General features: G+C 61.4%; 17 protein-coding genes. 8 read left to right on the top strand and 9 right to left on the bottom strand.

Annotated elements, in window-relative coordinates:
* Positions 1–158 precede the first annotated feature (158 nt).
* Together AC1Q5O_RS08775 and AC1Q5O_RS08770 are read right to left on the bottom strand one after the other, a co-directional pair.
* Entirely contained in the window at positions 159–1,643 is a 1,485-nt protein-coding gene (locus AC1Q5O_RS08775; RefSeq protein ID WP_492562430.1) for an ABC transporter substrate-binding protein, read from the bottom strand.
* Positions 1,644–1,712: 69 nt separating this feature from the next.
* Positions 1,713–2,984 carry an acetylornithine deacetylase/succinyl-diaminopimelate desuccinylase family protein gene (locus AC1Q5O_RS08770; RefSeq protein WP_464661124.1) on the bottom strand — a complete coding sequence of 424 codons (1,272 nt, stop codon included), beginning with the start codon at positions 2,982–2,984 and terminating at the stop codon, positions 1,713–1,715.
* Positions 2,985–3,138: 154 nt separating this feature from the next.
* Here AC1Q5O_RS08770 and AC1Q5O_RS08765 point away from each other — a divergent pair, with 154 nt between their 5' ends.
* The 3 genes from AC1Q5O_RS08765 (at position 3,139) to AC1Q5O_RS08755 (ending at position 7,864) form a co-directional block, all read left to right on the top strand.
* Positions 3,139–5,991, top strand: coding sequence for a molybdopterin oxidoreductase family protein (locus AC1Q5O_RS08765; RefSeq protein WP_492562428.1), 2,853 nt, complete (start codon positions 3,139–3,141; stop codon positions 5,989–5,991).
* The gene (locus AC1Q5O_RS08760) at positions 5,988–6,755 is read left to right on the top strand and encodes a 4Fe-4S dicluster domain-containing protein (RefSeq protein ID WP_464661121.1); all 768 of its coding nucleotides are present in this window, start codon (positions 5,988–5,990) and stop codon (positions 6,753–6,755) included. The genes AC1Q5O_RS08765 and AC1Q5O_RS08760 overlap by 4 nt, the downstream gene beginning before the upstream one ends.
* Positions 6,756–6,961: 206 nt before the next feature.
* Positions 6,962–7,864 carry a dimethyl sulfoxide reductase anchor subunit family protein gene (locus AC1Q5O_RS08755; RefSeq protein ID WP_492562426.1) on the top strand — a complete coding sequence of 301 codons (903 nt, stop codon included), beginning with the start codon at positions 6,962–6,964 and terminating at the stop codon, positions 7,862–7,864.
* A gap of 27 nt (positions 7,865–7,891) precedes the next feature.
* On the opposite strand, the gene AC1Q5O_RS08750 is transcribed toward AC1Q5O_RS08755, so the two are convergent.
* The 6 genes from AC1Q5O_RS08750 to AC1Q5O_RS08725 all read right to left on the bottom strand — a co-directional run bounded on the left by AC1Q5O_RS08750 (position 7,892) and on the right by AC1Q5O_RS08725 (position 13,431).
* The gene (locus AC1Q5O_RS08750; RefSeq protein WP_288192545.1) at positions 7,892–8,824 is read right to left on the bottom strand and encodes a lipid A biosynthesis lauroyl acyltransferase; all 933 of its coding nucleotides are present in this window, start codon (positions 8,822–8,824) and stop codon (positions 7,892–7,894) included.
* A gap of 7 nt (positions 8,825–8,831) precedes the next feature.
* Positions 8,832–9,860 carry a zinc-binding dehydrogenase gene (locus AC1Q5O_RS08745; protein ID WP_105732330.1) on the bottom strand — a complete coding sequence of 343 codons (1,029 nt, stop codon included), beginning with the start codon at positions 9,858–9,860 and terminating at the stop codon, positions 8,832–8,834.
* A gap of 28 nt (positions 9,861–9,888) precedes the next feature.
* The gene (locus tag AC1Q5O_RS08740; RefSeq protein WP_492562425.1) at positions 9,889–11,166 is read right to left on the bottom strand and encodes a beta-ketoacyl-ACP synthase; all 1,278 of its coding nucleotides are present in this window, start codon (positions 11,164–11,166) and stop codon (positions 9,889–9,891) included.
* Between the two features lie 11 nt (positions 11,167–11,177).
* On the bottom strand, positions 11,178–12,362 hold the full coding sequence (locus AC1Q5O_RS08735; RefSeq protein ID WP_492562424.1) for a beta-ketoacyl-ACP synthase: 1,185 nt from the start codon (positions 12,360–12,362) through the stop codon (positions 11,178–11,180).
* A 70-nt stretch (positions 12,363–12,432) separates the two neighbouring features.
* Entirely contained in the window at positions 12,433–12,714 is a 282-nt protein-coding gene (locus AC1Q5O_RS08730; RefSeq protein WP_105732333.1) for an acyl carrier protein, read from the bottom strand.
* A gap of 129 nt (positions 12,715–12,843) precedes the next feature.
* Positions 12,844–13,431, bottom strand: coding sequence for a histidine phosphatase family protein (locus AC1Q5O_RS08725; RefSeq protein ID WP_492562422.1), 588 nt, complete (start codon positions 13,429–13,431; stop codon positions 12,844–12,846).
* A gap of 102 nt (positions 13,432–13,533) precedes the next feature.
* Here AC1Q5O_RS08725 and AC1Q5O_RS08720 point away from each other — a divergent pair, with 102 nt between their 5' ends.
* The 3 genes from AC1Q5O_RS08720 to AC1Q5O_RS08710 all read left to right on the top strand — a co-directional run bounded on the left by AC1Q5O_RS08720 (position 13,534) and on the right by AC1Q5O_RS08710 (position 17,110).
* The gene (locus tag AC1Q5O_RS08720; RefSeq protein ID WP_472460833.1) at positions 13,534–14,490 is read left to right on the top strand and encodes an AEC family transporter; all 957 of its coding nucleotides are present in this window, start codon (positions 13,534–13,536) and stop codon (positions 14,488–14,490) included.
* Between the two features lie 131 nt (positions 14,491–14,621).
* Complete coding sequence (locus tag AC1Q5O_RS08715) at positions 14,622–16,079, top strand: NAD-dependent succinate-semialdehyde dehydrogenase (protein ID WP_464663295.1); 1,458 nt, start codon at positions 14,622–14,624, stop codon at positions 16,077–16,079.
* A gap of 5 nt (positions 16,080–16,084) precedes the next feature.
* Complete coding sequence (locus AC1Q5O_RS08710; protein ID WP_472460835.1) at positions 16,085–17,110, top strand: aldose epimerase family protein; 1,026 nt, start codon at positions 16,085–16,087, stop codon at positions 17,108–17,110.
* 147 nt (positions 17,111–17,257) lie between these two features.
* Here the strand turns inward: AC1Q5O_RS08710 and AC1Q5O_RS08705 are convergent, their stop codons facing one another.
* A complete protein-coding gene (locus tag AC1Q5O_RS08705; RefSeq protein ID WP_492562421.1) occupies positions 17,258–18,175 on the bottom strand; it encodes a sugar kinase in 918 nt (305 codons plus the stop codon).
* Positions 18,176–18,319: 144 nt separating this feature from the next.
* Here AC1Q5O_RS08705 and AC1Q5O_RS08700 point away from each other — a divergent pair, with 144 nt between their 5' ends.
* Together AC1Q5O_RS08700 and AC1Q5O_RS08695 are read left to right on the top strand one after the other, a co-directional pair.
* Complete coding sequence (locus AC1Q5O_RS08700; RefSeq protein ID WP_492562419.1) at positions 18,320–18,937, top strand: pyridoxamine 5'-phosphate oxidase family protein; 618 nt, start codon at positions 18,320–18,322, stop codon at positions 18,935–18,937.
* 36 nt (positions 18,938–18,973) lie between these two features.
* Positions 18,974–20,674, top strand: coding sequence for a SulP family inorganic anion transporter (locus AC1Q5O_RS08695; protein ID WP_492563125.1), 1,701 nt, complete (start codon positions 18,974–18,976; stop codon positions 20,672–20,674).
* Positions 20,675–20,677: the final 3 nt, after the last annotated feature.

Here is a 20,677-nt window from a genome sequence, read left to right as displayed (position 1 = left end):
CATATCGGCTTATTTTCCGATGTTTCAGAACCAATCGAAACAGCTGTGAAAGCTGATCTCCCCCCTTGTGGGGGGTCCGAAGGACGGGCGAGACCCGTGGCTCGCCCCGGAGGCCGGCAGCCCAGAGGGGGGTGAAACAACCCAAATACATCAGCCTGTCATTCCGCCCATTTCACTGCCGTCAGGTCATTGGCCGGTATGGGGCCGTTTTCCCACAGTCCCTCGACCTTGGCGTCCCAGATGCCGGTTTTCGGCAGCTGGAAGAGAAAGGCGACCGGGGCGTCGGCAGCCAGAATTTTTTGCGCCTGCTGGTAGAGTTCGGTGCGCCTGGCCGTATCGGATGTCGCCTCGATCTGCTTGATCACTTCGCGGAAGGCCGGGCTGGTGTAGTTGAAATAGTAATTGTCGCGGGCGAAGATGTTGAGGTCGTTCGGCTCGGTGTGCGACACGATGGTCATGTCGTAATCCCTGCCTTTGAACACCTGCTCCAGCCACTGCGCCCATTCCACCGGAATGATCTCGGCTTCGATGCCGATTTCACGCAATTCCGCGGCAATGATCTCGCCGCCACGGCGGGCATAGACGGGAGGCGGCAGTTTCAGCGTGGTCTTGAAGCCGTCGGGATGACCGGCCTCCGCCAGCAGTTTCTTCGACAGTGCCGGATCGTAGGCCGACTCGGCCGTCAGGTCGATATAGGCGGGATGGTGCGGCGGGAAAAACGAGCCGATGGGCGTTCCCAGACCGAACATGGCGCCGTCGATCAGGGTCTTGCGGTCGATGGCGTGGCCGATCGCCTGCCTGACCTTGAGATTGTCGAAGGGCGGCTTCTGGTTGTTCATGCCAAGGACGGTCTCGCCCTCCGTGGTGCCGATGACCACCTTGAAGCGCGGATCGGCCTGGAATTGCGGCACGGCCTCATAACTTGGGAACACAGGGAACGCCTGCACGTCGCCGGCAAGCAGCGCTGCCGTCGCGGCGGCCGGATCGGGGATGATGCGGAACGTCGCCTTATCAAGGGCAACGGGTGCGCCCCAGTAGGCGGGGTTTTTCGAAATGACGATCTGCGAGCCCTTCGCCCAGGTATCGAACTTGAAAGGCCCGGTGCCGACGGGCTTTTCCTTGTTGGTATCGGCGCTTTCCGGCGCGACGATGACTGCGGCGGCCCAACCCATATTGTAGAGGAAATCGCCATTGGGCTGTTTGAGCGTGACCTTGACGGTCAGCGGATCGACGATCTCCACCGTGTCGATGGCGGCGAACAGCGGCTTTTGCGGGTTGACGGATTTTTCGTCGCGCGCCCGGTCGAGCGAGAATTTGACATCCTGCGCGTCAAAGGCCGTGCCATCGTGGAATTTCACGTCCTTGTGCAGCTTGAAAGTATAGATCTTGCCGTCGTCCGACACGGTCCAGCTCTCGGCGAGGGCGGGCAGAACCTCGCCCTTGGCATTGATGCGTGTCAGCCCCTCGAACACATTGGCGTAGACCACTTCACCAATCGCCGTGGCTGCACCGGCGGTCGGATCGAGGTGCGGCGGTTCCAGGACGACGCCCAGCACGAGGTCGGTTTTGGCGGCAAGGGATGCGGTGGTGGAAAGCAGGACAAGCGCGCTGGCCGCAAGGGCCGACTTCCAGAATTTGTTCATTCAACGTCTCCCAAGGACTTTGCCGTAAACCCCGTGCAGATCAGCACATTTTTGTTTTGAGAACCATGCCTAGATTGAGCCGGACAGCAGAACTTTCAGGCCGAGCGCCATGACCTTTGCCGACTCGACCATGTCCTCGATGCCCACATATTCGTCGGGCCGGTGGGCGAGGTCGAGAATACCCGGCCCGTAGGCGATGCAGTCATGCAGCAGGCCGATGCGGGCGATGTGCTTCTGGTCATAGGTGCCGGGCGAAATGACATATTCCGGCTCCTTGCCGAAGACGTCGCGGATGCCCTGCGCCACGGCGGTGACAACAGGCGCATCGCGCTCGGTCATCAATGGCTGTACCTCCATGATGTCGCGGATGTTGTAGTGGAATTTCGGCCGCTCCCATTGCAGCCGGTCGAGGATCGATGTCACCTCGCGCTTGACCTCGGCAAGGTCTTCCTCGAGCAGGAAACGCCGGTCGATGGTCAGGCGGCAGGAATCCGGCACATTAGGCGAGGGCAGGCCGGAATAATCATCGGTCTGGCCGCCATGGATGGAATTGATGTTCATGGTGGAGCGCTTGGCGCCCTCCGGCACCACGGGCATGCGGGTCTGCTTCTTGTCGAGCGCCGGAAACAGCTCCTTTTCGAAGGCGTCGAGCACCGCACCCATGTGGCGCACGGCGCAATCGCCGAGAAACGGCATGGAGCCATGGGCAATCTCGCCCTTGGTCTCGATCTCGGCCCACCAGACGCCGCGATGGCCGAGGCAGATGCGGTCCTTGTTCAGCGGTTCGGGAATGATGACGTGGTCGACGCGCGGTTTTGAGAAAAAGCCCTTGCTGGCGAGATAGGCGACGCCGCCGAAACCGCCGGATTCCTCGTCCACCGTGCCTGAAATCTCGATGGAACCGGCAAAGTCGGGATAGACTTCAAGAAAGGCCTCGGCGGCGATGATCGAAGCGGCAAGGCCGCCCTTCATGTCGCAGGCACCGCGCCCGTAGACTTTCCCGTCTTTTACCACGCCCTCGAACGGATCGACTGTCCAGCCTTCGCCCGCGTCGACCACGTCGATATGCGAATTGAAATGCACGGTCTGGCCATGTGTCCGGCCGTCAAAGCGCGCGACGATATTGGTGCGCGGATAGCGGTCCGTATCGCCGGGTGTGCCTTCGCCGCGAATCAGCTGGGTCTCGAAACCGCTCTTCTTCAACCGTTGCGCGATAAATTCGGCGCAGGGCGTGTAGGCTTCACCCGGCGGATTGACCGTGGGAAAGCGTATGAGATCACGGGTCAGCGCGACAAGATCGTCACGGCGCTTTTCAATGGCACGGGAGAGTTTTTCATCCATTGGTATATCAAATCAGGCCATGTCCTGATTTGGCAAGTAGCAACTTGTTGCAATCACAAATGCCGTTTTCCTTGTGCAATGTCGCTTGTGTGTTTGGTGGATTGGAATTGTTCTTATAAAACAGGGATTCTGTGACAAGCGAGGCAATCACCCCATGCAAACCGAACCGTACATTGCCCTGTCGGCGCCGGTGGGTGACACAATCGCCAAGACAACCTGCTACATGTGCGCCTGCCGCTGCGGCATCAATGTGCATCTGAAGGACGGCAAGGTCCGCTATATCGAAGGCAACCGCGATCACCCGATCAACAAGGGTGTGCTGTGCGCCAAGGGTTCGGCCGGAATCATGCAGCATTATTCGCCGGCGCGGCTGCGGGCGCCGCTGTTGCGGACCGGCCCGCGCGGCTCGGGCGAATTCAAGGAAATCAGCTGGGAAGAGGCGCTGTCGCTCGCCGTCGACTGGCTGCAGCCGGTGCGTGAGACCGCGCCGCAGAAGCTGGCCTTCTTCACCGGCCGCGACCAGTCGCAGGCCCTGACCAGCTTCTGGGCGCAGAATTTCGGCACGCCCAACTACGCCGCCCATGGCGGTTTCTGTTCGGTCAATATGGCGGCGGCGGGCATCTACACGATCGGCGGCGCATTCTGGGAATTCGGGGCGCCAGACTGGGACAAGACGAAACTGTTCGTGCTGTTCGGCGTGGCCGAGGATCATGATTCCAACCCGATCAAGATGGGTATTTCCAAGCTGAAACAGAACGGCGCGCGGTTCGTTTCGGTCAATCCGGTGCGCACGGGCTATTCCGCGGTGGCCGACAACTGGATCGGGATCAGGCCCGGTACGGACGGGCTGCTGATCCTGGCGATCATCCATGAACTGTTCCGCAACGGCCAGATCGATCTCGATTATCTCCAACGCTACACCAATGCGCCGTGGCTGGTGATTGACGACGAGGGCAAGGAGGATCACGGCCTGTTCCTGCGTGACGATCTTGGCAAGGCGCTGGTGCGTGACCGCAAGACGGGTGCGCTGGTGCGTTTTGACGAGCCGGGACATGTTGCCGATCTCAACGCCGATTTCACCACGGATGACGGCCGCAAGGTGCGCAGCGTCCTGCGGCTGATGGCGGAAAAGTACCTTGATCCGCAATACGCGCCCGATGCCGTCGCTGCTGAAACCGGCGTATCCGCAGCCACCATCAAAGGACTGGCTGCGGAAATCGCGCGGGTGGCATTCGAAGAGGAGATCATCCTCAACCAGCCATGGACCGACATGAAGGGCGAACAGCACGACGTGATGATCGGTCGCCCCGTCACCTTCCATGCCATGCGCGGCATTTCGGCCCATTCCAACGGCTTTCAGTCGGCGCGGGCGCTGCATGTGCTGCAGACGATCATCGGCTCCATCGATTGCCCCGGCGGCTATCGCTACAAGCCGCCCTATCCGAAACCGGCCACGGCGCATCCGCGCCCGCACGGCCGGGCGGAACATGTCACGCCGGGCAAGCCGCTGGCCGGACCGCATCTCGGCTATCCGCTTGGTCCGGAAGACCTGCTGGTCGATGCGGATGGCAAGCCGCAGCGCATCGACAAGGCCTTTTCGTGGGAAGCGCCGCTTTCCGCCCATGGCATGATGCATATGGTGATCGCCAATGCCCATGCGGGCGATCCCTATCCGGTGGACGTGCTGTTCCTCTACATGGCGAACATGGCGTGGAATTCGTCGATGAACACGCGTGGCACCATCAAAATGCTGGAAGCACGCGACGAAGCGACCGGCGAATACAAGATTCCGAAGATCATCTATTCCGATGCCTATTCCTCGGAAATGGTCGCCTATGCCGATCTGGTGCTGCCGGATACGACCTATCTTGAGCGGCACGACTGCATCTCGCTGCTCGACCGGCCGATTTCCGAACCGGAAGCCGCCTGCGATGCCATCCGCTGGCCGGTGCTGGAACCGGACCGCGATGTGCGCGGTTTTCAGTCGGTGCTGATCGATCTCGGTGCGCGGCTGAAATTGCCGGGTTTCGTCAATGAACAGGGCGGGGCGCTCTACAAGGATTACGCCGACTACATCGTCAATCACCAGCGCAAGCCGGGCATCGGCCCGCTGTCGGGCTGGCGCGATGCGGATGGAACCGGCGAGGGGCGCGGAACGCCGAACCCGGACCAGCTGAAGAACTATATCGGTAATGGCGCTTTCTGGATGAAGCACATCCCGGAGGAGGCGCTGTATTTCAAGCACCACAATGCCGCCTACCAGCAGTTCGCCATCGATACCGGTTTTTTCGATACGCCGCAGCCGGTGACGATCCAGCTCTATGTGGAGACGCTGCAAAAATTCCGCCTGTCGGCGCTGGGCACCCGCAAGCCGGTTGCGCCGGAACAATACCGGCAACGGCTGCTCGAATGCTTCGATCCGCTGCCGCTGTGGTACCGGCCGTTCGAGGAACAGGGTGTCGATACCGAGGCTTTCCCGTACCATGCGATCACGCAGCGCCCCATGGCGATGTATCATTCCTGGGGATCGCAGAATGCCTGGCTGCGGCAGATCCACACCAAGAACCCGCTCTATGTGCCCGGCAGCATTTGCGATGAGCTGGGGCTGAAGGATGGTGACTGGGTGTGGGTGACGTCACATCATGGCCGCATCAAGTGTGAGATCGCGCGCACCGAGGCGGTGAACGACAGGACCATGTGGACCTGGAATGCCATCGGCAAGCGCAGCGGCGCCTGGGCGCTCGACAAGAATGCGCCGGAGGCGACCAAGGGCTTTCTGCTCAACCATCTCATCCATGAACTGCTGCCGCCGAAAGCCGATGGCATGCGCTGGTCGAATTCCGATCCGATCACCGGGCAGGCGGCCTGGTACGATTTGCGCGTGCGCATCGAGAAGGTGCAGGCGGGTGAGGCGGTGAGCGAGCCGCATTTCAGCACCTTGTTGCGGCCCGGCAGCCAGCCGGAACCGGTGGATCAATTACGCTACGGACAGGAGTGGACGACATGACCAGTCTGCCGCAAACCCGCAGTGCCAAGAAGCTTGGCCTTGTCATTGATCTCGATGTCTGTGTCGGCTGCCATGCCTGCGTCATCAGCTGCAAGGAGTGGAACACCGGCGCCTATGGCAATGCGCTGTCGGACCAGCATCCCTATGGCGACGATGTTTCCGGTACCTTCCTCAACCGCATTCACAGCTTTGAGGTGGTGCCGGACGGCGGACAGGTGATCGGCGAAGCGGGCGATGCGCGGGTGGTGCATTTTCCGAAATCCTGCCTGCACTGCGAGGATGCGCCCTGTGTGACCGTCTGTCCGACCGGTGCGTCCTACAAACGCGCCGAGGATGGCATCGTGCTTGTCGACGAGGACAAGTGCATCGGCTGCGGTCTGTGTGCCTGGTCCTGCGCCTATGGGGCACGCGAAATGGACCTGGCTGCCGGGGTGATGAAGAAATGCACGCTGTGCGTCGACCGGATCTACAATGAGACGCTGCAGCAGGAGGACCGGGTGCCGTCGTGCGTGCGCACATGCCCGGCCAATGCCCGCCATTACGGCGATCTCGGTGATCCTACATCCGAGGTGTCGGTGATGGTGGCGGAACGGGGCGGTTTTGACCTGATGCCGGAGCAGGAGACGCGGCCGACCAACAAATATCTGCCGCCGCGCGCCCGCACATCCTTGGCCAGCGCTGCGCCGATGATTCCTTTGGCTGAAAACACCGAAGGCGCACGCGGCTTCTTTGCCTGGCTCGACAAAACGCTGGACCGGATTTGAACATGAGTTTGTTTTTTGACACACCCCTCTGGGCTGCCGCCCATCTCCCCCACAAGGGGGGAGATCACATCGGCATCAATGTATTCAGTCAACACGCAAGATTTCAAATTTCGCGGGAGCGGCAATGCAGGCTGATCTCCCCCCTTGTGGGGGAGATGTCCGGCAGGACAGAGGGGGGTGAATATTCATCCCCGAGGCTGCACTGAATGCATCCAGCCTATTCGATCATCATCTTCACCACGCTGTCGGGTCTTGGCTATGGCCTCGCCGTCATGCTGGGGCTCGGATTTCTTGACCCGTCGGCAGTGCCGACCAAGATCGCCTATCTGGCAGCCCTCGCGCTGATCAGCATCGGGCTGCTGTCATCGCTCCAGCATCTCGGCAACCCGCAGCGGGCATGGCGGGCGCTGAGCCAATGGCGGTCAAGCTGGCTGTCGCGCGAAGGCGTGATGGCGATTGCCACCTTCGTTCCGCTGACGTCGAACGCCGCTCTGTGTCTGTTCATGAACCGGCAGGATGGCATTCTCGGCCTGATCACGGTGCTCGGTGCGCTGATCACGGTCTATTGCACCTCGATGATCTATGCATCGCTGAAAACCGTGGAATCCTGGCACACCCGGCTGACACCGCTCTGCTTCATCCTGTTTTCCCTTGCGGGCGGGGCGCTGCTGGCGGCTTTTTTCGCTGGACCGCGCGGATTGCCACTGCAACTCCTGGCATTGCTGCTTCTGCTGCTGGCGCTTGTTGCGAAAATGGTCTGGCGCACGCGGGCAAGGACGCTGGTTCCGCTGTCGACGCCGGAAAGCGCCACCGGGTTGGGCGGTATCGGCAAAGTGCGGCTGCTCGAACGCCCGCATGCGCTGGACAATTATCTCACCCGGGAAATGGGATTTCGCGTTGCGCGCAAACACGCTGAAAAACTCTGGATCATCGCCTTTGTCAGCGGCATTCTGCTGCCGGTTCTGGCGCTGCTGACGGCGATGGCTGCCGGCGGTGTGCTTGGCCTCTGCCTGATGGTCATTGCTGTTCTCACGCACCTCGTCGGCCTGTTCGTCGAGCGCTGGCTGTTCTTCGCCGAGGCGAAACACGCGGTGATGAATTATTACTGATGGGTGCGAGCGGCGGGGGCCGTCCGCTTAGGCGTTCCAGCGCTTGTGGAACCACATCCATTGGCCGGGATATTCCCGCACCCAGGTCTCGACTTTGTCATTGACCAGCTGAACCGTGCGGGCGATATCGACCGCGCCGGTTTCGTCGCGCGGCAGTTCCATCTTCTCTTCCAGTTCCAGCCGGAAACGGCCGCCGGGCAGGCGGACGCAGCGCGCGGGATAGACATCGCAGTCATACTGCCGTGCCAGCTTGGCCAGAAGCGGATTGGTCTTGCAGGGGCGGTTGAAGAAGGTCGAGGCAACACCGCGGTGGAATTTCTGGTCGACCAGCATGCCGACATTGCCATTGGTGTTGAGAACGCTGGCCAGCGACCAGGCAGCACCCGCCTTGGACGGCACGAGGTGGCCCATATTGGTGCGGCGCGCGCTGAGGATTTTCTTCGCGACATAGGGATTGTTCGGCGGGCGGAACAGCGCGGTGACGTTGAGATCGAACGTCGCGGCGCAGATCGGCAGGAGTTCGAAATTGCCGGAATGGGCCGTGAAGAAGATATGCGGACGGTCGCTCTCGTCGCGGATGCGTTCAAAGATTTCGCGGCCCTGCACTTCGATCAGGCCCGGCGTGTCGCTGTGCGGATCATAATCGAAGATTGCATCGAGAAAGACATATTCCGCGGTGAGGCGGGCCATGCTGCTCCACATGTCGCGGGCGATCAGCTGCAGTTCTTCTTCGGATTTTTCCGGATAGGCCATGCGCAGATTGGTCATGGCGACGCGATGACGCCCCATCAGCGGGCCTATGCGGCGTGCCGAAGCATCGATGAAATTCGTTGCCGCCTTTGCCGGCAGCAGCCGCAGGAGAAACAGCACGCCGAAAATCGCATGCGCCGACAGCCAGTAGTTGAATGTCTTCAACTTCTGGCCCCAGCGGAACAGGGCAAGTTTGAATTTCAGATTCATGCGCGGCTCAGTTGACGCGCAGGATGATCTTGCCGAAGACGTCCCGGCCTTCCATCCGCTTCAATGCCGTATCGATGTCGTCGAAACCGACTTCCGTGTCGATGACCGGATGGACCAGACCGCGCGCCATCTTCTGCATGGCATCGGCCATGTTTTCCATGCGGCAGCCGAAGGAGCCGAGCAGCTTCAGCTGCTGCTGGAACAGCATCATCAGGTTCATGCTGGTGGAAACGCCCGAAGTGGAGCCGCAGGTGACGAGCCTTCCGCCGCGCCGCAGCGACAGCATGGACCCGGCCCAGGTATCGGCACCGACATGCTCGAAGACGACGTCAACGCCCTTCTTCTTGGTCAGCTTGCGCACGACACCTTCAAAGCGGTCTTCGCGGTAGTTGATGACGTGGTCGGCGCCGAGCGCCTTGGCCCTTTCGATCTTTTCGTCGGAACCGACGGTGGTGATGACCGTGCAGCCGATTTTTTTTGCCAGCTGGATCGCCGCCGAACCGATGCCGGAACCGCCCGCATGCACGAGAATGGTCTCGCCGGGTTCGAGCTTGGCGTTGTCAAAGAGCATGTGCTCGACCGTGCCGAACGTGACGGGGGCAACGGCCGCACCGATCTCGTCGACACCGGGAGGCGCGGGAACCAGCAGGCGGGCCTTGAGGTTCACCTTTTCCTGGGCAAAACCATCGAGATGGAAGCCGTGTACGCCGGAGACATGCTCGCAGAGATTGTCGCGGCCTTCGCGGCAGGGGCGGCACAGTCCGCAGGTCTGCGCGCCATAGATCGACACGAGCTGACCGGGCAGGAGGTTGGCAACGCCGGGACCGATGGCATCGACCACGCCGGATGCTTCGGCACCGATGGTCAGCGGCATCTTGCGCTTGGCAAATGCCATGCCCCGCCAGCCCCAGACATCGATGTGGTTGAGAGCGACAGCCCTGATATTGACCGTTACTTCACCGGGACCGGGCGGGGGCGGGGGTGCAATGTCGACAATCTCGAGCTTGCGGTCTTCGATCAGCTGTAATGCGCGCATATTATCCGTTTTCCTTTTCGGAGAGGGATTAGTGCGGTTCTGCCGTCATGACAAGACACGTATTTTGCCCGCCGAAGCCAAAAGAGCTGGAAAGCACGGCGGAGACGCTGGCTTCACGCTTCACATTGGGCACCACATCGAGCACGATGGCCGGATCGGGATTGTCATAGTTGATTGTCGGCGGGATGGTTCCCGTCCCGATGGTCAGCATGGAGAACACGGCTTCAATCGCACCGGCCGCCGTCAGCGTATGGCCGATCATCGACTTGTTGGACGAGAGCGGCAGCGTGGAAATGCGCTCGCCGAAGACGGTCGAGAGCGCGAGATATTCCATCTTGTCGTTCTCGGGCGTCGAGGTGCCATGCGCGTTGATGTAGTTGATCGCGTCTTCCTTGATACCCGCATCGTCAAGCGCGGCACGCACCGCGCCGATGGCCGGCGAGCCGTCGGGCTTCGACCGGGTGCGGTGGAAATCATCGGCCTTTTCGCCGCAGCCGCGCATGATGCCGAGAATCTTGGCGCCGCGTGCAACGGCGGATTCCAGCGATTCCATGACAAGAGCGCCGGAACCTTCGGCCATGACAAAACCGTCACGATCCTTCGAGAAGGGCTTTGCCGCCTTGTGGGCCGGATTGTTCTGGGTGGACAGCGCCGACAGCAGGGAGAAGCGGACCAGCGCTTCGGCGGAAACCGAACCGTCCGTGCCGATGGACAGAACCTGGTCGCTCTCACCGCGCCGGATGGCCTCGACGCCGAGCTGAATGGCGGTGGCGCCCGATGCACAGGCGGTCGACAGGGTGATCGGCAGGCCGCGCGTGCCGAACGTGTCGGCAAGGCGCTCGGCAATGTAGCCGAATTCGGTTGTATGGAACATGGCTTCCTGCGTTCCGCGGCGGCAGGCGGCGAGAAGCAGGTCATAGCCCGGCTCGCCCTCGCTCTTTACCAGTGCGTCGAGCGCGAAGCGGTTGCGCCATTCGAGTTCCACCGGCGGCGCGGCGAGGAAAAGCGGTCCGCCGAAATTCTCCGTGTCGAAACCGGCCTGCGCGATGGCTTCCTCGGCGGCAAGCGAGGCCAGTTTCTCCGACAGCGCCGACGCGCCTTCGTCGCTCTCCTTGAGGAAATCCACGGTACCGGCGATCTGCGTGCGCAGATTGTCGAGGGCAAAGCGGGTGATGGTGTGAATGCCCGATGTGCCCGAAGTCAGTGCGGCCCAGTTATCCTGCTTGCCCTGTCCGAGCGAGGAGACAACGCCAAGACCGGTGACGGCAACGAGGGGGCGGCCAAGATGGTCAGTGTATTTGGACATGTGCCAGTCCTTTAAACTTTGACGAGGCGAGCGACGCCTTCGCCCCGGGTTGCGCCGATCGAAGTCGCCAGTGCCGTATCGAGACCGCCGGAAGCGGCCTTTTCATGCTTTGCATCGATGGGCGGGAACGCCGCGCCATGAAACAGGCTGAGGGCTGCGAGGCCGACGGCGAGCGGGAACTGTGCTTCGCGCAGATGCCCGATCCTGCCGGCAACGCCGCGCACAGCGGCGGAGGCGAACACATCGAGCGCGGCCTTTTCCGTTGCGGTGATGCCGTGCGCACCGGTTGCGCCGGATACAATCAGCCCGGCGGGCTTGTCGGCGCTGGCAGCACCGACCAGCTTGGCAATGGTTTCCTTCAGGTCTTCGCGCTTGCGGCGGATTTGCGCGCTGTAGATGCCGTCGATGGCGGCATAGACGCGGGCGCCGCGCTTGGCCGCATGGTCGGCGCTTTCGAGAACAAGGAATGCGCCGCCGGAACCGGTGACAACGCCGCCGCCAGGCGTGCCTTCGCGCTGCCAGAGCGGTGCCCAGCCATCGGTCTTCAGCATGCCGTTGAGCTCGTAGCCGAGCAGCATGTCGGGGTGTTCGGAATTGTAGGAGCCGCCGACGAGCGCATGCGTGCTCTGGCCGGAGCGGATGCGCGCCGCAGCCGTATCGAGAGCGGAAATGCCGGCGCCTTCTTCGCCCATGAATGTGCGCGACGAGCCGGTCACTTTATGAACGATTGAAATATTGCCGGCGAGCAGATTGGACAACTGCGCCAGGAACAGCGTTGGACGCAGTTCCGTCGTCAGCTTTTCATTAAGCATGGTGCCGAGATCGTTGCGCACGCGCGCTTCGGCCAGAATCTGGGTGTCGACGGTGACATCGCGCTCGCCGCCACCGGCGGCAACGACCATGTCCATGGTCGAGCAGAGCGCTTCGTTGTCCTTGATCCCGGCATCCTGCAGGGCGAGGCCGGCGGCATAGGTTCCCAGGCGCTGCCAGGTCTCCATCTGCCGCTGATCGCCGCGCTTCGGGATCTGGTTGTTCCAGTCGACCTCACCGAGCGGGTGAACCGTATAGGGCTTGAACGTCTCGCTATCGACGCGCGGACCGGCGGAACCGTTCAGTGCCTGCCAATGGGCATCGGCGCCTTCACCCAGGGATGAAATCAGTCCGATGCCAGTGATAACGACGGTGTTGTTCTGCATTGTCTCGCAACACCGCTTATACGGTGCACCCGGTTAGGTGGATGGTACCACTAGAATGGATTTCCAGAAATCAGGCCTTCTTGGCGGCGACGAGTTCGTCGATCTTGGCGCACAGGTTCTTCAACACGAAATATTCCTCGGTCGGAACCTTGCCGTCATTGACTTCCTGCGTCCACTGCTCAAGCGGGATCTTGATACCGAAGGCCTTGTCGATGGCAAAAACGATGTCGAGGAAGTCAAGGCTATCGATGCCGAGATCATCAATCGTGTGGCTTTCCGGCGTGATGGAATCGCGGTCGATTTCACTGGTTTCAGCGATGATATCGGCGACCTTGTCGAATGTTGAGGTCAATTCAGTTTCCTTTTGCTTCCGGTGCCCTCGTAAAGGCACTGATGTCTGATGACGCGGTATCTAGCGTTTTTCACGGCCAAGGGAAAGACCGAATTGCCCTATCCCTTGTTACTCCAGCATATTCCGCCGTCAGTCGAAAATGATCCTGCCCGCAATATGAACCGTTTCACCCGCTTCGGGAGGCGAGACCACCACCGCTTCCGTCGGGCGCGGAACAATGCCGGTCAGTGCGGTTATATTGGCACGGTCGGTCATCATTACCAGATTGCCGGAACTTTTGAATTCCGCAATCATGACGCGAATCTGGTCAATCTGCGATTGTTTCCCCGCGTCGTCATCCGCCAAAGGTCCAAGCGCGCTGACAATTTCCATGGGTGCTGCGCCGAAGGCCAGCCGGGCGGTTTCCTGCGCATTGCAGACGGGGCTGCTCAGAACCTTGTCGATTCGCACCGACTTTGCGGCAAAGCGGGCGCCGAGCTTCTGCGCCAGCTGATGACCGCGGTCGGACAGCGTGCGGACCTGCGTGCAGTCGGTGGAAGTGTCGGTGGAGGGGCTCAAACTGCCCGACGCATCGGCACCCTGCAGCAGGACGGTATAGCCGCCGCGTGTCAGCCTGGCCCAGGCCGCATCGGTCGCCAATGCCGTTGGAATGGATAGGAATACGCCCAGAACGAGCGAGAGTGCCGGAAGGACGTAAAATCGCGAATGCTTCAACATTCAATCTCCTTAGCAGCGCAGATGGGGTTTTGGCCAAAAAAAATAAAGTGAAGAACTTCGATTGCCTTGCGCAGGCACTGCCGCGGGCCTATTGCGGAGACAATGGGTCTCGTTCAAACAATCATCGTGGTTTTTGGAGTGATTGCCGTGGCTTATGCCGCGGCGCACTTCAAGCTGCTCGATGAACGGGTGGGCGACGGGCTTTCCGAATTTGTTTTCATGATCGCCGCTCCCTTGCTGCTGTTCCGCACCATGGTGACGGCGGATTTTCACGGTTCGGCCCCGTGGGGCCTGTGGGCCGCCTATTTCATCGGGCTTGCCGTCGCCTGGGCGCTGTCCGATCTGGCGATCAAGGTGATCTTTGGCAGGGATAATCGCGCCGGTGTCGTTGCCGGGGTTTCCGGCGCCTTTTCCAATCTCGTATTCCTCGGCATGCCGCTCATGCTCGGGGTCTATGGTCAGGACGGGTTTGCCATCCTGTCGCTGATCGTTGCCGTTCACATGCCGAGCGTCATGGCCGCCTCGATCACCCTGCACGAGATCGCGCTGCGGCGGGACGGCGTGTTCCAGGGAGAGGGGAGCCTGCGCACGGTCATCGTGTCGTTTTTCCGCAGCCTCCTGCGCAATCCCTTCGTTCTCGGCATTCTGGCGGGGTGGCTGTGGCGCTCGACGGGCCTGCATCTGCCATCCGTCGTCGATTCCCTGGTGCAGCTCCTGGGGAGCGTCGCCGGACCGGTCGCGCTGTTCGCCATGGGCATGGGCTTGAAGAAGTTCGGCATATCCGGGCATCTCGCCGCGTCGCTGGTCATCGCGACGATCAAACTCTTCGTCATGCCTGCGGTTGTGCTGGGGGTCGCGCTGGCCATCGGCCTGCCGCCGTTCACCGCCAAGATCGCCGTGGTGTCGGCAGCACTGCCGGCAGGCGTGAATTCGTACCTCATAGCAACAAAATTCCGGACCGCCGAGGCCCTGGCTTCCAACTCGATGGTCATCGCGACGGCGCTGTCGGCAGTGACGATGGTGTTCTGGGTCACGATAGCGACGCACTTTTTCGGATAGGGGAAGGTTGTTGCAGCTTTGACGAAAAAGGAGCAGGGTGACGGCCACGGGCGCCACTCCGGGCTGCCTCTCACGGAACTCACAAAATCAGTGGACCAAACGCTCCGCCTTACATTTCAGGGAGAAACATGATGTTGCAGAAATCCAGCCAGTTCATGAAACAGGCCAATCTGATCAATGGCGAATGGGTGGCCGCAGATTCCGGCAAGACGATTGACGTCATCAACCCTGCAACCGGCCTGAAGATCGGCACCGTCCCCAATTCCGGCAAGGCGGAAACGCGGCGCGCCATCGACGCCGCCGCCGAAGCCTTCAAGACATGGCGCAAGACATCCGTGCTCGAACGCTCCAAGCTGATGCGCAAGCTGCACGATGCCATTCTCGACAATCAGGATGCGCTGGCCGAGCTTCTGACGCTGGAGCAGGGCAAGTCGCTGACCGAAGCCAAGGGCGAGATCGGCATGTCGGCCGCCTATATCCTCTGGTATGCGGAAGAGGCACGGCGCACCTATGGCGACGTGGTGCCATCCCCTTGGGCCGACCGGCGCATTCTCGTGACGAAAGAACCGCTCGGCGTCATCGGCGCGATCACGCCGTGGAATTTCCCGTCCTCGATGCTTGCCCGCAAGATCGGTCCGGCGCTGGCGTCCGGCTGCACTGCCGTGGTCAAGCCGGCAACGCAGACACCCTATTCCGGCCTGGTCTGGGGCGCGCTGTGCGAAGAAGTCGGCATTCCCAAGGGTGTCGTGAACATTCTCACCGGTTCGGCCTCGGAAATCGGCGGCGAGATCACCAGCAATCCGCTGGTGCGCAAGATCACCTTCACGGGATCGACGGAAATCGGCAAGATCCTGATCAAGCAGGCGGCCGACACCGTGAAGAAGGTGTCGATGGAACTGGGCGGCAATGCGCCGTTCATCGTGTTCAACGATGCGGATCTGAACCGCGCCGTGGACGGTGCCATCGCGGCCAAATTCCGCAATTCCGGCCAGACCTGTGTGTGCACCAACCGTTTCCTCGTGCAGTCCGGCATCTACGATGCCTTCGTCGAGAAATTCGCGGCGGCCACGGACAAGCTGAAGGTCGGCAACGGTCTCGATGCGGGGACGCAGCAGGGTCCGCTGATCGATGACAAGGCCGTTGCCAAGGTCGAGGAATTCATTGCCGACGCCAAACAGAAGGGTGGCAGGATTGTCACCGGCGGCAAGCGCCATGCGCTCGGCGGCAGCTTCTTCGAACCGACGGTGATCGGCGATGCCACGCCGGACATGCTCTTCACAACGGAAGAGATTTTCGGCCCTGTTGCACCCATCTACAAATTCGAGACGGAACAGGAAGCGATCGATCTGGCCAACAACACCCAGTTCGGCCTTGCCTCCTACTTCTACACACAGGACCTTGGACGGGTGTTCCGGGTTTCGGAAGGCCTGAAATACGGCATGGTCGGCGTCAATGAGGGCATGATCACCACGGTGGAAGCACCGTTTGGCGGCCTGAAGGAATCCGGTCTCGGCAAGGAGGGCGGACATCAGGGCATCGAAGACTATCTCGACACCAAATATATCTGCGTTGGCGGTCTGGGGCTGTAAGTCTGATGCATACGGAAATTTTCGGCCATACGCCCGATGGCGAGGCAGTTCACCGCATCACCATCTCGGGCGGCGGGCTGACCGCCAAAATCCTGACTTGGGGCGCAGTCATCCAGGATTTGCGCCTCAAGGATCACGATCACCCACTGGTTCTCGGCTATCAGGACTTTGCCGACTATCCCGCGCATTCGCCCTATCTCGGGGCGACCATCGGGCGGACGGTCAACCGCATTCGCGATGGCGAACTCGTCATTGACGGCCAGACCTTTGCCCTGCAGCGCAATTTCCATGGCATCCACAACATCCATGGCGGCGATGCCGGGGCGGGACGGCGCACCTGGAACGTCGTGGCCGTCGGCCCCGATTATGTCACGCTGACGATCATGCTTGGCGACGGCGAGATGGGCTTTCCCGGCAATCTCACGATCACCTGCACCTATATGCTGGAATCAAAGGGGACGCTGGCCATCCGCCTCGATGCGGTGACCGACAAGCCGACGATCTGCAATCTGGCGCATCACAGCTATTTCAATCTCGACGATGGCGGCCTGACCGACGTGCTGGATCATCAGGTCAAGATCGGCGCCGAGGCTTACCTTGCCGTCAATGGCGATCTGCTTCCCGACGGGCGCGTCCTGCCTGTTGCGGGAACGGCGCATGATTTCCGCGAATACCGGACGATCCGGCGGGAAGAGGACGGCAAGCAGGTTGTCTATGACAACAATTTCTGCGTTTCCAGCCAGCGCCGCCCCTTGCAATGGGTGGCATCCGCCAAGGGTGCGCGCAGCAACATCGAGATGCAGGTGCTGACCACGGAGCCAGGTGTGCAGTTCTACGCGGCCAATACGCTGGGCGGGCGACCGCCGCTCGGCTTGACGGGGCAGACCTATGCCGATTATGCCGGGTTCTGCTTTGAAGCGCAGAACTGGCCGGATTCGACGCATTTCCCGTATTTTCCGCAGTCGATCCTGCGTCCGGACGAGACATACAGCCAGATGACCCGCTACACCTTCAAGAAGCACAAGGTTTAGATCGTGGCGCGTGGTTCGACAAGCTCACCATGAGGGAGGGTGAGGATTGCAGGGAGCTATATTCTGCAGCGTCTAAGATTAGCTTTGCAGCCCGTCCAGTCCCCTCATGGTGAGCTTGTCGAACCACGCGTGACAGTGCTGCCGCTTCTAGCGGCTGAAGGCCTTGCGCGCTTCCCCCATCGGCGCCAGTGCGCCATGGAACTCAACGACCCGCGCCGCGACCCGGTGGGCGCGGGCTGCGGCGTCAACAGGCTCAAGACCGGCCAGGCGCGAAGCGATGTAACCGCCGTTGAAACTGTCGCCGGCCCCCGTCGTGTCCACGGCGTTGGCGCGGACGGCGGGGACGCGGCTTTGCCGGTCGTCCACAACCACGAGCGCCGGGTCGGTGCCGTCCTTCACCACGATTTCCCGCACGCCATAGCTGGCGATGCGCGCGGCGGTTTCTTCCGGCGTGGCATCGCCGAACAGGGCATTTTCATCGGGGAAGGTCGGCAGGGCGATGTCGGCGACGTGGTAGGCATCGATCAGCGCCTGTCTGGCCGTCTCGGCGTTTTCCCACAGGCGCGGCCGGTAATTGGCGTCGAAGGCGACGAGCGTGCCCTGACGGCGCGCATTGCTGACGGAGTTCAGCACGTTCTGGCGGCTCTTCGGGCTCAAGATGCCCATGGTGATGCCGGAGAAATAGATGATCTTGCGCCCATCGAGGCTGAGCGCCAGGGCCTGCGGATCGTCGCCGAGATGGCGGGCGGCGGAATCGTTGCGCCAATAGGTGAAGGAGCGTTCGACACCCGTCAGCGTGATGGCGTAAAGGCCGGGGCGTGCACCTGTTATAACCGGGCTATGGGCGGTGTTGATGCCGTTGTCCGCAAGGAAGGCCCGCTGCTTGAGCGAGAACGGATCGTCGCCGAAGGCCGTGACGTAATCGACGGCAAAATCGGCGTCGGTGAGGGCGCGCACATACCAGCTGGTGTTGAGCGTATCGCCGGCAAATCCCATGCGCCACTGGTCGCCATTGGCTCCCGACAGCTCAATCATACACTCGCCGATAGCTGCAAACCCGCCCATGAAAACCTCCTCAACATGCATCCGGTGCGACTGATATACGAGTGCGATGCCGCTGTCATTTGTTAAAAATACCGGCTGTCATCAAGACTTAAACATGCGATGTTAGACGGCAAACGCATTTGCACGACACAGAAGGAGGTTGCGTTGTCCCGCGTTACGACAATTGATGAACTTGAGGTCATTTACGGCAATGGCGCGATAGCGGAAGCATCGACCGCCAAGGTGGCGGACCGCATCATTCCGGAATACCGGCAACTGATCGAAGGTTCGCCCTTTGTGGCGCTGGCAACGAGCGGGCCGGAGGGGCTCGATTGCTCGCCGCGGGGCGATCTGGCCGGGTTCATCCGCATCCATGACGAGCGGACGCTGATGATGCCCGACCGGCGTGGCAACAACCGCATCGATTCGCTGCGCAATATCGTGCGTGATCCGCGCGTGGCCCTGCTGTTCCTCATCCCCGGTCTCAACACGACCTTCCGTGTGAACGGCCGTGCGTTCATCGATACGGATCAGGCGCTGCTGGACAGCTTCGTCATGGATGGCAAGGCGCCGCGCTCCGTTCTCGTCATGGAAGTCGAGGAAGCCTATTTCCAGTGCGCGCGGGCGCTCATCCGCTCGGAATTGTGGAACCCGGAGAAATTCCGCTCGCCGAAGGAATTCCCGACGCCGGGCCAGATGCTGGCGGCGCTGAGCGAAAACCGCGTGGGCGGTGAAACCTATGACAATGAATGGGCCGCACGCGCGGCCAAAACCATGTGGTAGATTGAATCAATCCAACGGAGGCGTTCGGTGAAACAGGTGAGTGCTTCCAATCCGGTAACCGGAGGTAGGAACTGGCTGCCGTTCCGATCGCTGGCGGGATGGAGGCTGTCCGATCTCAACGGCGATGTCATTGCCGGCCTGACACTGGCGGCCATCGCCATCCCCGAACAGATGGCGACGGCACGCCTCGGCGGTTTTGCCCCCGAGATCGGTTTCTTTGCCTTCATTGCGGGTTCGCTGGCCTTTGCCATCTTCGGCGCCAGCCGCCATCTCTCCGCCGGGGCCGATTCAACCATCACGCCGATCTTTGCCGGCAGTCTTGCATTGCTGGCCACCAGCGGCTCGCCCGAATTCGGTCTGCTGGCGGCGGCGCTCGGCCTGATTGTCGGACTGATCGTTGTCGCAAGCGGCATCTTCCGGCTCGGCTGGATTGCCGATCTCCTGTCGGTGCCGGTCACGACGGGCTTTCTCGCCGGTATTTCCATCCACATCATCATCTCGCAATTGCCCGGCCTTCTGGGCATCGCCGCGCAGTCGGGCGATGTGTTTCAGCGTGTCTCGGCAACCATTGCCAGCGCCGGACAGATCAATCCGTACAGCGTTGCCATCGGGGCGGGTGTGTTCCTGATCGTGTTCCTGTCCGAGCGGATCAACGCGCGGATACCCGGCGCCCTGCTGGGGCTTGTCGTCTCCACCCTTGCGGTGGTGCTGCTCGGCCTGCAAAGCCGCGGCGTGACGGTTCTCGGCCCGCTTCCCAACAGCCTGCCGCATGCTGCCCTGCCGCAGATCGGTTTTGAGCAATTGCGCAGCCTGCTGCCCCTCGCATTGCTGGTCGCCGTGGTGGTGATGGTGCAAACGGCGGCCACGACACGGTCTTTCGTGTCCAAGAATGGCGCCGCGCCCGACGTCAACCGCGATTTTGTCGGCGTGGGGGCAGGCAGCATCCTGTCGGGGCTGTTTGGCGCCTTTCCGGTCAATGCCAGCCCGCCGCGCACGGCGATTGTCACGGAGACCGGCGGGACGTCGCAGATCAGCGGCCTGATCGCAGCGGCGATTGTCCTGGCGCTGGTGGCGTTCGGCGGCCAGCTGCTGGCGAGCGTGCCGCACGCTGCCCTGGCGGGCATCCTGCTCTTTGTCGCCCAGAGGATCATCCGCTGGCCGACGATCATTGCCGTGTACCGCGAGGCGCGGGGCGAATTCGGCCTGATCCTCATCACCATGGCGGCCATCGTCGCCCTGCCCATCGAATCGGGGGTGACCATCGGCATTGGGCTGTCGCTGCTGCATGGCCTGTGGGCCGTGATGCGCGCCCGCCCCATCGAGTTCGAAAAAGTGCCGGGCAGTTCGATCTGGTGGCCGCCGAGCGCCGCCAAGGACGGCGAGAAGATACCCGGTGTCCTGGTCGTGGCGTTCCAGGCGCCGCTTTCCTTTGTCAACGCCGATGATTTCAAGCGCGGTCTGTGCAGCACCATCGATGCGAGCGGGCCAGCGCTCAACCTCGTTGTCCTCGAAGCCAGCAGCATTATCGAGATCGATTACACGGCATCGCAGGCATTGACGGACGTGATAAACTACTGCCGGAACGCCGATGTAAAATTCGCCATAGCCCGGCTGGAATCGGTCCGGGCGCAGAATGCCCTGTCCCGGTTCGGGCTTATCGCCTCGCTCGGGCCGGACAACATCTTTCACAGTGTCGATGATGCCATCCGAAAACTGGCACCAAACCGAGGGGAATGATCA

Source organism: Phyllobacterium sp. MT110 (assembly GCF_058792715.1).
Note: the sequence above shows the minus strand (reverse complement) of the source record. Positions and strands in the feature narration are given on the sequence as shown.